This window comes from Lysinibacillus sphaericus (assembly GCF_005217585.1).
Classification (GTDB): domain Bacteria; phylum Bacillota; class Bacilli; order Bacillales_A; family Planococcaceae; genus Lysinibacillus; species Lysinibacillus sphaericus.
Window position 1 is genome coordinate 178,402 of sequence record NZ_SZPT01000007.1, and the last position, 11,988, is coordinate 190,389.

An 11,988-nucleotide genomic window follows, 5' to 3' on the forward strand; every position below is an offset into this window, starting at 1 on the left:
TATCGAATGAGGTGCGCGCTTTTTTATTATTTTAATGAACAACGAAACAGCGCCAATTGATGGTGCTTTTTTTAATATAAAAGAAAAAGCGCGTAGGCATTTTTCTTATACCGACATATTGATTGTAGTAGAATTCATACATAAAAAAGTGTAAGTTAGTTAGTATAGCTGAGCATGTAGAGAGGAGTGCTAGAAATGCCCGAAATTTTATCGTTAAATAATGTGACATTTTCATATACACCTGAAAATCAAGAGCTGCGAAATGCTGTTGAAAATGTAAGCTTTGCCGTCCAAGAAGGTGAGTGGATTGCCATCGTTGGCCATAATGGTTCTGGGAAATCGACAATCGCCAAATTAATGAATGGTTTATTATTCCCGCAACAAGGAGACGTTCGTATATTACGTGAAGTATTAAATGAAGACAACCTATGGGCATGTCGCTCTCAGATGGGCATGGTGTTTCAAAATCCAGACAATCAATTTGTAGGGGCAACCGTACAAGATGATGTTGCCTTTGCGCTTGAAAATAACGGCATACCGTTTGAAGAAATGGTAAAACGTGTACATTCCGCGTTGGAACAAGTGAAGATGAGTAACTTTGTGGATCATGAGCCACATCATTTATCGGGTGGACAGAAGCAACGTGTTGCGATTGCAGGGGCATTAGCACTGAAGCCAAAGTTGCTTATTTTAGATGAAGCCACATCTATGTTAGACCCACAAGGCCGTGTTGAAGTATTACAAACTGTCCAAACATTACGTGCAGAAACAGGGCTAACGGTGATATCGATTACCCATGATTTAGAAGAGGCCATGTTGGCTGATCGTATACTATTTATGAACGATGGTAAAAAGTTTGCGGAAGGATCACCTGCTGAAATTTTTTCACTGGGGGACAAGTTAACGGAGCTAGGGCTTGATTTACCATTTGCCATGAAGTTATCAAAGCTATTGCAAAAGGAAGGTGTTCCGTTAATGGGACAACATATGACAGAAGAAGAGTTGGTGAATGATTTATGGACATCAAACTTCAACAAGTAAGCTATGCCTATTCTCAAGGCACACCTTTTGAAAAACGGGCATTATTCGATGTCAATTTTGAAATTCCATCCCATACGTACCAAGCAATTATTGGACATACGGGTTCCGGTAAATCGACCATTCTTCAACATTTTAATGCACTGTTAAAGCCAACAACGGGCATTGTGCAATTAGGCGATCGCACAGTGGAGGCAGGTAAAAAAGCTAAGGATTTAAAAGCAGTTCGCCAACGTGTGGGTATTGTATTTCAATTTCCAGAGCATCAGTTGTTTGAAGAAACGGTATTAAAGGATATTATGTTCGGGCCAATGAACTTTGGTGTATCTGCAACAGAGGCTGAGGCGCGTGCTAGAGAACTTGTCCGTCTAGTTGGCTTACCTGAAAATGTGCTGGAAAAGTCACCATTTGATTTATCTGGCGGACAAATGCGACGTGTGGCCATAGCGGGTGTTTTAGCAATGGAGCCAGAAGTTATTGTTTTAGATGAACCAACAGCTGGGCTAGACCCCCGTGGTCAAAAGGAAATTATGGATATGTTTTATACATTACATCAAGAGCGTAATTTAACGACAATTCTTGTGACACACAGTATGGAAGATGCAGCTCGTTATGCGGATAATCTTATCATTATGCATGAGGGCAAAAATGTATTGAGTGGAACACCGCGAGAGATTTTTAAGGATATTGAGACATTGAAACAATTTCGTTTAGAGCCGCCTCGGATTGTGCGCTTTCAACAAAAAGTTGAAAAGATGATTAATACATCTTTGGCAAAGGTCTGTTTAACTGAAGAGGAGCTAGCGATTGAAATGGCTCGATTATTGAGAGAGGAGCGTGCAGAGTCATGATGGAGAAAATGATATTCGGGCGCTTCCTGCCAGGAGATTCTCCTGTTCATAAGCTTGACCCACGTTCGAAACTCGTTTTCGTATTTGCATTTATCATTATCGTATTTTTAGCGAATAATACGATAACATATGCAATGCTCTTAGCTTTTACGTTATTCATTGTTTTAGTATCGCGTATACGCTTGTATTTTTTAATAAATGGACTAAAGCCGGTGCTGTTTTTAATGGCGTTTACATTTTTACTGCATATTTTTATGACCAAGGAAGGCGACCTACTATTTCATTGGAAGTTTATCTCCATCTATGAGGGCGGTGTTCGCCAAGGGATTTATATTTCCACACGTTTCCTTGTACTAGTGTTTATGACATCCATTTTAACGCTGACAACATCACCAATTTCCATTACAGATGGGATTGAAGTATTGCTCAATCCATTGAAAAAAATCAAGGTTCCTGTCCACGAGCTAGCATTAATGATGTCCATTTCACTGCGCTTTATTCCAACGTTGATGGATGAGACAGATAAAATTATGAAGGCGCAAATGGCGCGTGGTTCGGATTTATCTTCCGGCCCAATAAAAGACCGTATTAAAGCCGTTGTTCCATTGTTAGTACCGCTCTTTGTAAGTGCCTTTAAACGTGCAGAGGACTTAGCAACCGCGATGGAGGTACGAGGATATCGAGGTGGCGAGGGCCGTACGCGTTATCGTCAACTCAAGTGGGATATGGGCGATACATTTGCGCTTGCCTTACTCGCAGCAATGGCGGTTTTATTATTTTTCTATAGAAGTTAAAGGAGTAGCTTGATGCGACGATTAAAAGCAATTATTAGTTATGATGGAACGCAATTTTCTGGATATCAAGTGCAACCAGGAGAGCGTACAGTACAAGCTGAAGTAGAGCGTGTACTTGCCGTTATGCATAAAGGTAACAAGGTCAAAGTAACGGCAAGTGGCCGCACGGATGCAAGAGTACATGCAACTGGACAAACACTGCATTTTGATACGCCGCTTACAATACCGGTAGAAAAATACATGAAAGCATTGAATGTACAGCTTCCTAGAGATATTCGTGTCTTATCCATTGAGGAAGTGGCAGCTGACTTTCATGCGCGTTATAGTGTAACAGGAAAACGCTATCGCTATATATGGTCGTGTGAGCCTGTACAAAGCCCGTTTCGTCGATATTACACAGTAGAGACCAATGGGGTTAAACCAGACGTTACAGCGATGCAGGAGGCGGCTAAGGCGATTATCGGGACACATGATTTCTCATGCTTCTGTGCAGCGAATACAAGTGTCCAAGATAAAGTGCGAACTGTTCATAAGCTCGATTTTGAATGGCATGGTGAAGAGCTACATATGGTCATTGAAGGTAGTGGCTTCTTATACAATATGGTACGCATAATTGCCGGAACTTTATGGGAAGTGGGCATAGGACGTCGAGAAGTGCAAAATGTCGAGCTAGTCGTTGCTTCAATGAATCGCGATAAGGCTGGCAAAACGGCGCCACCACAAGGCTTATACCTTGAAAAAGTGTTTTATTAAGGTCGATTGTTTAATAGAATACGGTATGTTTTAGAGAAGCGGCAATTCGCTTTAAAGAGAAAAAATATTAGGTGGAAAGGGACAATGTAAATGCCAAACGTTACCCTGTACAACTTCACCAGGTGTTTAATGAAATTACTTGACTTTAAAAGTCATTCATTATATGATAACAGATGGTATTTTCATTACCACCACAAATAAGCCCCGAAACTTATAGTGTAGACTAATGAAAAATAACGGTAATCGAATCGATTAGGAGGATATATACATGCGTACAACATTCATGGCTAAAGGTCACGAAGTAGACCGTAAATGGTTAGTAGTTGATGCAGAAGGCCAAACTCTTGGACGTTTAGCTTCTGAAGTAGCTGCAATCTTACGTGGTAAACATAAACCAACATTCACACCAAACGTTGACACAGGTGATCACGTAATCATCATCAACGCTGACAAAATCCATTTAACTGGTAACAAATTAGAGGGTAAACTTTACCGTCACCACACTCAATTTGCGGGTGGTTTAAAAACTCGTACTGCTGGCGAAATGTTAGAAAAGTACCCAACACGTATGATCGAATTAGCTGTAAAAGGGATGCTTCCTAAAAACTCTTTAGGTCGTAAAATGTTCGGTAAACTTAACGTTTACACTGGAACAGAGCACCCACATGCTGCACAAAAACCAGAAGCATATGAGCTTCGCGGATAATATAAATTAAGAGGAGGATATTACTTTGGCACAAGTTCAATACATCGGCACTGGTCGCCGTAAAAGCTCTGTAGCTCGCGTACGTTTAGTACCAGGTACAGGTAAAATTGTTATCAACAAACGTGAAATCGAAGAATACGTACCATTCGCTGCATTACGTGAAGTAATTAAACAACCATTAGTAGCTACTGAAACTACAGGAAGCTATGATATCCACGTAAACGTTAACGGTGGTGGATACACTGGTCAAGCTGGAGCTGTACGTCATGGTATCGCTCGTGCTCTACTTCAAGTAGACCCAGATTTCCGTGCTGCACTTAAATCAGCTGGATTACTTACTCGTGATTCACGCATGAAAGAACGTAAAAAACCAGGTCTACGCGGCGCTCGTCGTGCACCTCAGTTCTCAAAACGTTAATCAACCGATTCTATACGTTTTCAAAACCCTTTCCCACTTTTGTGGGAGAGGGTTTTTTGTGTTTTAAATTATAGTTTTACCTCCGCGTAATATAAAAAATATTCAAAAAATATTTACAAAAAAATATTTAGGATGATAATATAAAAATACCTTAAGGTAATACAGTCTCTATATATAGAAATTAATGTGAGAGTTTATGTAGATTAAAGGTCATTTGTCTATGGAAATTTGAATATTAAATTTTAAAAATGGAGAGTGATGATTCATGGCAACTCAAGTTCGTACAGACGCATATAATGTTGGTAAAAGCATGGGTGAAGCTTTAAATAATACAAAGGTAGGGCAAGCATTTAATAGTACCGCCAAAAAAGTTGGACAAGTATTTGTAGATTATGGGAAAGCAATTAATAAGGCGGCTCAACAAACGGTTTATGGAAATATGGATCAACCAGCATCAATCGTAGGTGGTTTTGGGGCTGGGCTTTTTAAGGGTGGTTTAAAAGGCGCCGCCAAAGGTGTGGGTACTGCCATGCTTTTAGAATTTGGTGTTAGGTCCGTTCACAATATTTATCATGATGTAATTCGTGGTTCTAAATAATAATAAAAAGTAACAAGTTGAGATTTTTTCAACTTGTTACTTTTCTAGTTAGAGAACTAAACTATATTATAGTTAAAGAGGACTGGTTTAATGGAGATTAAATATAATAGTCAAATTAAATTAGAATCCGTTTTATTAGTATATTTAGATAAAAAAATGCAAAAAAATAAATTGAACCTTATTAGTAAAAATGGCTTGCAGTGGGAAGTCCCTATAGGAGAGCAAAAGCGAATTGCAAACAACATATATTACTATGCTTTTATCGTAAATGAAAAATTTTGTGTTTGCGACCCAAATTGTCACAGTGTTTATGAAGTGAATAATATGTATTTTTCAAAAGTAGCTAATACAGTTAAACAAGTAAAGGATATAGTACTTGAATATTCGGTAACTGGAAAGGATTTTCAGCAGTCTACTTTTAATATTATTGGTAAAACTAATGTATTTTCAAATTTAGATATAGCAATTTGTTATAAGGCTAATTTGAAAAATATACTAGAGGACTCACTGATACTTTTCCAAATTATTAACCCAAAAGGAGAATTATATTTTTTGGATTTTGAATGCTTAAAGAAAAATGAAGATAATGGTAAAAGAATTTATTATGCAGGATTAAAAATCACGCCGCTATTAGTGGAGGGAATATGGACATTCCAATTAATATTTAAAGATAAACTATTGGATTCTAAAGAAGTACTGTACAAAATGTATAAAAGCAATTATAGAAAAGAGAACGGATTTACTGGTAACTATAATATTTACGATTTAGAAATATAAAAATCTATATTTATTTATCTAATTTACAAAGGGTGATGGAAAAGAAACGAGACATTGCTGCAAAGTGTTTACTAGTATGCTTTGTTATTTTTAATTTCTTAACTACTGAAATTTTTGCTACATCTAAAACAGTTTAGATATACAGGCTACTTCATTTTTTTTCCTCATTGCTTTATTTTTACGTAATAAATTTAAAGATAAAAAATCGGAATAACTTGAAATTAGAACACATCATTTAAATCTGCGCGTTGACCCTCTGTTTTAGGATACTTTTATGTTGCACTTACATTTTAATAACCAAATTGGCAAAGGATGTGGAAACATTCTATGAATATGGAAAAAAAGCAAGACCTTGCTTTTAAGTTTATTCTCGCCTACTTTATCGTTTTCATTATCTTAAAAGAAATATTTACTTTTTCAAGGCTGGTTAATTATTCCGTACCCATCATTGGAGTCCTCATCGCAGCATTTTTACGTTATAAATTGATTGTGAAAAATCGGAATAACTCTTAAGTATTAAAGTCTACGTGTCGTGCCCTTCAGTGTTTATGATTTACTTAATACCCCCAGACCTAAAAATTTTAGAATTTCCCAAAATATGAGCGTCGACTTAAGAACCTGCTACAATTATCAATTTGATAAAAAAATTTAAAAAGTAGGGAGAAACTATGGCCAGTGAAAAAATAATTGAAGAAATAGAGTCACTTTTATTTACAGAATCAGAGTTTGGAGCACTTTTTGATATTCAAATCGATTATTTAAAGGAAACTGTCAGATTAGATGTGCTTAGTACAAGCAGAAAACGTATTAAAAAGACAATACTATTATTTGAGCAAGTACTTTCTTTGTACGTGTGTAAGTCTGAGGATGCAGAAGACTTTCGTTTAAACGAGCTAAATGATACAGCCGATGCATTATTATCAGAAATCAGCTACCACCCCTATGGCTTCGGTAAAATTAAAGCGGAGACCATAAGTGCAAAATTTAAAGGTAACAAAGAAATTACTTCAAATACTAATTTATATTTTCAAGTAAACAATAAAGATTATTTCTTTTTGGAAGCGAATCGTTTAGTCATCAATAATAAAGTGTTTAATAATTTGTTAGTTCCTTAAAAAACGTGAATTCTTTTAAATGAAGGAGATATTATGGAACATGAAAAAATAATGGAGGAAATTCAAACACTACTATCGGAAGAAACAGCGTTCGGTGTGGTGACGAATGTCGATATCGGTTATTTTGGAGAAACCGTTAAATTAGTTGTCGCTAAAAAATACAAACAAGAAGTGTTGAAAAAGGTTGTTTTCTTTGAACAAGTACTTTCCCTATACATGTGTCAGCTTGAAGATATAGAGGGATTCCGTTTAAATGACTACGATTATGGAGATGAGTTATTGCTAACAGGAATCAGTTATCATCCAGATGGCTTTGACAAAATTACAATCGAAAGTTTAGATTCTGAATTAAAAGGCATTGAAGAAATTTCATCTACTACAAATTTTAGCTTCCACATCAACAATAAAGATTATTTCTTTATAGAAGCGAATCGTTTAGTTTTTGAGGGCAAGGTTTTTAAAGATTTAATTGCTCCAGAAAATAAGCTGAAATGGGAAGATGAAAGTTAATTGTCTATAGGAAGATGCGATTGTACGCTGTAATGCAAGAAGTACATTAGAGGCCTTCATTAATTAAATAAAAATTTTCAAACTCTCAAGCCAATTGTTTGGGAGTTTTTTGTTTACTTTCTAGCATAGTTCCAACACGAACTTCGTACACTATAACTAAAGGGTGGTGGATATGGGTGAAGCGCTGGCTTGCACTAGGAGTAATTATGCTAATGAGTATAGTGGTCGTGGCATATGAAACGAATGCTTCGGACCGCAACTTCTTCTTACCTGACCCACTTGGTGGCACGAAAATTGTCATTGATGCGGGACATGGTGGTCAGGATGGAGGTGCTTCAAAGGGCGAAGTAATTGAAAAGGACATTACACTTGCAATTGCTCAGCACGTGGAGAAGCAATTAAAGAAGAAGGGCGCAACAGTCGTGATGACGCGTACACAGGATGGAGATGTTATTGATGAACACGCGCCATCAGAAAAATTTGGCACACTAAGGGAACGCAAAAAGCAAGATATCTTTTTAAGGAAGGATATTGTTGCAAAAGAACAGCCGAATATTTTTATTACGATTCATGCCAATGCAATTCCAGAGACAAAATGGCGTGGAGCACAGGTGTTTTATCATAAAGACGGACATGCTGATGGGGAATTGCTAGCCAATAGCATTCAGCAATCGATTCGTACGAAATTACAAAATACCGATCGGGAAGCGTTAGCAATTAAACAAATCTACTTGCTGAAAAAAGCGGAAGTACCTGCCGCATTAGTCGAGACTGGATTTATCAGTAATGATGAGGAACGTGCGCTATTAGTCGATAAAAAATATCAAGAAAAAATGGCGGATGCTATCGTTGAAGGTATTGAAGACTACTTACTTGGGAAAATTGAATAGAGCAACAGCTACTATGTAAATCAAAGCATTATGATATACTAACATTGACAGAAAATAAGGGGAGTGTTCGTCGTGATAACAGAACAACAAGTGCGAGAAATACTGGGACAACTACAAGATCCATTTTTACATAAATCATTAGCAGAAACTGACGGTATTACAAATGTGGCAATTAAAGAAGAAAAAAACCATGTCAGTGTAAAAATTGCGATTGCTAAAACAAATACACCGGAGCAAATGCAACTTCAAATGAAGATTGTAGATGTATTAAAAGAAGCGGGAGCTAACACGGTTGGTATTCGCTTTGAAGAATTATCAGCAGAAAAATTACAAAGTTTCCGTGGCACAGCAACAGAAGCTGAAGCGCAAGATATTTTATCACCACTAAGTACAGTACAAGTGATTTCAATTGCTTCCGGGAAAGGTGGCGTAGGGAAATCTACAGTATCTGTTAACTTAGCGGTAGCGCTAGCCCGTCTAGGAAAAAAAGTAGGTTTAATTGATGCTGATATTTATGGATTCAGTGTACCTGACATGATGGGTGTTACAGATATGCCAAAGGTAGTAGACAATCGTATTTTCCCAGTTGACCGTTTTGGTGTAAAAGTGATCTCAATGGGATTCTTCGTTGAAAATAATGCACCAATCGTTTGGCGTGGACCAATGCTAGGGAAAGTATTAGATCAATTCTTCCGCGATGTAGAATGGGGCGAGCTGGACTATCTTCTATTAGACTTACCACCAGGAACAGGTGATGTAGCTTTAGACATTCATCAAATGTTACCTTCTTCAAAAGAAATTGTTGTAACTACGCCTCACCCAACAGCAGCATTTGTTGCCGCTCGTGCAGGGGCAATGGCTCTACAAACTGACCATGAAATTCTAGGTGTTATTGAAAATATGGCATGGTTTGAGTCGAAATCAGGGGAACGTGAATTTGTATTTGGTCAAGGTGGCGGTGCAAAATTAACAGAAGAGCTACGCACAGAGCTACTTGGACAAATTCCACTTGGTCAGCCAGATTGGACGGATGAGGAATTTGCGCCTTCCGTATATGCAGAAAAGCATCCAACAGGACAAACGTATATCAATATTGCGACGAAAATCATTCAAAAATTAAATAAATAAACAAAAAAGATTTCCTCAAATTGCTGAGGAAATCTTTTTTGTTTTGTGAAGTTATTGGCCGCTCTGCTTTTTTTCTTTATCTGAGCTGCCGCCACCGTCACCGCTAGCCTCTTTTTTGTTGCCGCTCTCAGATGAAGTACTCTCACCACTTTTTTTGATAAGCTCCAGCCATTTCGCCTGCATTAGTGGACTTTCAATCGTTTCCTTTACGACTTCCTCCATTTGCTTGCGCAAAGTAGAGGATTTTAAAATCGTCTCCATTTGCTTTTGCATATCAGGCTGACCAAAGAATGATTCCAAATCCTTTTGGTAAGTAGGATCTTTCATGAGTTCCTTCATAATATCCTGTTGTTGCTTTTGCATACTTTTGGCTACAGTTTCTTTGAATTTTGGATCTTCAAAAGTCTTTTTCCAAAAATCCTCTGCTTCTTTTGAAAGCAATGTTTCCTCTGTCGCCTTTTTTACTTCGTCATGTTCTAATATCAATAATTCACGAAAACTCGGCTCCTCTAAAAGCTGTCGCAACGCCTTTTTACCATCCTCTGTTTGTAGAGAGTCAATCATAATTTTTTTTATCTCATCATAAGACATGGTAGAGGTTTTATCTTGTGAACAGGCAGCAAGAAAAAGCGTTAAAATCAGTAATAAAGTCAATTTTCGCATGTAACATCAGCCCTTTCTATAGATAGACTCTTTCAATTATTGTTCACATTTATGATGACTTTATGTATTGCTTGCGAAGAGAAATAGCTTTTTTAACAATGCATTGTTAAAATGATTACAGATATATGAAGAAATTGGGGGACTTTGAGTTGTGACGATACGAAATTGGGCAAAGTTTTTCTTCTTTGCAATGCTCGTTGGTGGCGTAGTCAACGGAATTTTTAGTTTATTTATTCGATGGAGCTTCTTTCAACCATATGTAGCAAATGGTCAATGGGGTGAATTTTTCGCAGGGCTTTTATGGATGGTATTCCTAGGGTTTACAATGAGTGTTATTGCACAAGCAGGGTTTTTCGCCTATCTAACACTGCATCAAGTAGGTGTTAACATTTTTAGAACGCTAACGCTATGGAATTGGGTACAGCTATTATTGATTGCTGTTACCATCTTTGATATTGTGTTCTTCCGTTTTGTACCGGGTGTTAAAGATGGACAAAGCTGGGTATTCTATTTGGGACTTTTAATCGTTTTAATTTTTGCATCAGTAGCAACAGCCATGCAAAAAGTGAAAATGACTGGAAAAAAACATGTTTTAGTGTCCGCATTATTTTTTATGATTGTTATTACAACATTAGAGTGGACAATCGCATTAATGGGACGTGATGAAAATATTAACGAATATGTTGCCTTATTATTATTCCCATTACTAGCTGTAAATGCATATCAATTATTAGTATTACCAAAATACAATGCAAAATCTGACGAAGATCGCCGAAAATTAGAAGAGCGTCGAAAAGCGCGCCTTAATCAAGCAAAAAATGCATAATGAATAAAAAATTGAGTAGCCTCAAAGATAGATGAGGCTACTTTTTTATGGGGTTTTTTTAGATTGAACTGAGTAACCGAATATATTTTCTTCAATAGACATAAATTTATTTTGCTGCAATAAAGTATTTAATGCTTTAAAAGAAACATTACTGTCTTGATGCAATGAAGTAAATAAGAAATCTCCTTTCTGTAATTGAGGCGTTTTTTCTCCTTGCCAAATGAGGGATGGCGACAGAATGTTTACTTGTTTTTGAAATAAGCTCTTTTGCAATTCCTGAGAATATTGATGATTTCTTGTGGCAAACCAAAGTGGTGTAGCCTTTAAATATTTTTCATAAGTTTCAACATCCTTTTGTATTAAGGCAATATCTATTGGTTTTTCTACTGAATCTTCAGGACCTAATAATCCTGTAGGTAGTTTCCTCTCTTGTATCACTTTAATATGCTCTGGTGAGCGTTCAATCCATGCAGCATCTAAAAGTAGAAGCGGATAAGGTGCTTTTACGTTTTTTAACCAATCTAACAACGCGTCATCAGAAAAAGAAATTTCGACAATAAGAGAAGTACCATAATGTCCTTTTGTTACAACAGTTGGTGCATTAGCGATATTAAATACAGAAATCATCGTAGAATTTAGCGGTTTGATAAAGACAAATAATATTACTATTAAACCCAGTGATATCAACGTTTTACGAATCATATTAAAGACCCCATTTCTATATTTTTAAAACGACAAAATTACCTCTTTAAAAAAACTTATGATTTTATGTTGACTTTCATGATTAATCGATGTTATTATGTATAAGTCGCCAAGAGATGACGCGACAAACGAAACAAAATGAACCTTGAAAACTGAACAAGCAAAACGTAATCAATATAGTTTTTATTAGCTATCTTATGTTAGTGAACGAAACAAAAT

15 protein-coding genes are annotated in these 11,988 nt (G+C 36.8%); 13 read left to right on the forward strand and 2 right to left on the reverse strand.

Features of this window, described 5'->3' with window-relative positions; all coding sequences use genetic code 11:
• Positions 1–195 precede the first annotated feature (195 nt).
• The 12 genes from FC748_RS20100 to FC748_RS20160 all read left to right on the forward strand — a co-directional run bounded on the left by FC748_RS20100 (position 196) and on the right by FC748_RS20160 (position 9,578).
• Entirely contained in the window at positions 196–1,041 is an 846-nt protein-coding gene (locus tag FC748_RS20100; protein ID WP_024364356.1) for an energy-coupling factor ABC transporter ATP-binding protein, read from the forward strand.
• The gene (locus tag FC748_RS20105) at positions 1,017–1,889 is read left to right on the forward strand and encodes an energy-coupling factor ABC transporter ATP-binding protein (RefSeq protein WP_024364355.1); all 873 of its coding nucleotides are present in this window, start codon (positions 1,017–1,019) and stop codon (positions 1,887–1,889) included. Before FC748_RS20100 ends, FC748_RS20105 begins: the two co-directional genes overlap by 25 nt.
• Positions 1,886–2,683, forward strand: a complete 798-nt coding sequence (locus tag FC748_RS20110; RefSeq protein WP_025220836.1) for an energy-coupling factor transporter transmembrane component T family protein — start codon at positions 1,886–1,888, stop codon at positions 2,681–2,683. Before FC748_RS20105 ends, FC748_RS20110 begins: the two co-directional genes overlap by 4 nt.
• A 12-nt stretch (positions 2,684–2,695) precedes the next feature.
• Positions 2,696–3,436, forward strand: a complete 741-nt coding sequence (gene truA, locus FC748_RS20115; RefSeq protein ID WP_024364353.1) for a tRNA pseudouridine(38-40) synthase TruA — start codon at positions 2,696–2,698, stop codon at positions 3,434–3,436.
• 268 nt (positions 3,437–3,704) lie between these two features.
• Positions 3,705–4,142, forward strand: coding sequence for a 50S ribosomal protein L13 (gene rplM / locus FC748_RS20120; RefSeq protein WP_024364352.1), 438 nt, complete (start codon positions 3,705–3,707; stop codon positions 4,140–4,142).
• 25 nt (positions 4,143–4,167) lie between these two features.
• Positions 4,168–4,560 carry a 30S ribosomal protein S9 gene (rpsI, locus tag FC748_RS20125; protein WP_004233744.1) on the forward strand — a complete coding sequence of 131 codons (393 nt, stop codon included), beginning with the start codon at positions 4,168–4,170 and terminating at the stop codon, positions 4,558–4,560.
• Positions 4,561–4,825: 265 nt separating this feature from the next.
• A complete protein-coding gene (locus tag FC748_RS20130) occupies positions 4,826–5,158 on the forward strand; it encodes a hypothetical protein (protein WP_108031057.1) in 333 nt (110 codons plus the stop codon).
• Positions 5,159–5,248: 90 nt separating this feature from the next.
• Positions 5,249–5,935 carry a hypothetical protein gene (locus FC748_RS20135; RefSeq protein ID WP_108031056.1) on the forward strand — a complete coding sequence of 229 codons (687 nt, stop codon included), beginning with the start codon at positions 5,249–5,251 and terminating at the stop codon, positions 5,933–5,935.
• Between the two features lie 668 nt (positions 5,936–6,603).
• On the forward strand, positions 6,604–7,050 hold the full coding sequence (locus FC748_RS20145; protein WP_108031054.1) for a YxiG family protein: 447 nt from the start codon (positions 6,604–6,606) through the stop codon (positions 7,048–7,050).
• Between the two features lie 33 nt (positions 7,051–7,083).
• Positions 7,084–7,560, forward strand: coding sequence for a YxiG family protein (locus FC748_RS20150; RefSeq protein WP_025220830.1), 477 nt, complete (start codon positions 7,084–7,086; stop codon positions 7,558–7,560).
• Positions 7,561–7,736: 176 nt separating this feature from the next.
• Positions 7,737–8,450, forward strand: a complete 714-nt coding sequence (locus FC748_RS20155) for an N-acetylmuramoyl-L-alanine amidase (RefSeq protein WP_024364341.1) — start codon at positions 7,737–7,739, stop codon at positions 8,448–8,450.
• Between the two features lie 72 nt (positions 8,451–8,522).
• Positions 8,523–9,578: an iron-sulfur carrier protein/transcriptional regulator SalA gene (locus tag FC748_RS20160; RefSeq protein WP_024364340.1), complete on the forward strand. Its 1,056-nt coding sequence runs from the start codon at positions 8,523–8,525 to the stop codon at positions 9,576–9,578.
• A gap of 51 nt (positions 9,579–9,629) precedes the next feature.
• Here FC748_RS20160 and gerD read toward each other — a convergent pair whose 3' ends face one another.
• The gene (gerD, locus tag FC748_RS20165) at positions 9,630–10,241 is read right to left on the reverse strand and encodes a spore germination lipoprotein GerD (protein ID WP_108031053.1); all 612 of its coding nucleotides are present in this window, start codon (positions 10,239–10,241) and stop codon (positions 9,630–9,632) included.
• A gap of 151 nt (positions 10,242–10,392) precedes the next feature.
• Between gerD and FC748_RS20170 the strand changes: the two genes are divergently transcribed.
• Positions 10,393–11,067 carry a KinB-signaling pathway activation protein gene (locus tag FC748_RS20170; protein ID WP_024364338.1) on the forward strand — a complete coding sequence of 225 codons (675 nt, stop codon included), beginning with the start codon at positions 10,393–10,395 and terminating at the stop codon, positions 11,065–11,067.
• A 45-nt stretch (positions 11,068–11,112) separates the two neighbouring features.
• On the opposite strand, the gene FC748_RS20175 is transcribed toward FC748_RS20170, so the two are convergent.
• Positions 11,113–11,769 (reverse strand): hypothetical protein, encoded by a 657-nt coding sequence (locus FC748_RS20175; RefSeq protein WP_108031052.1) that lies wholly within the window; start codon positions 11,767–11,769, stop codon positions 11,113–11,115.
• Between the last annotated feature and the right edge of the window lie 219 nt (positions 11,770–11,988).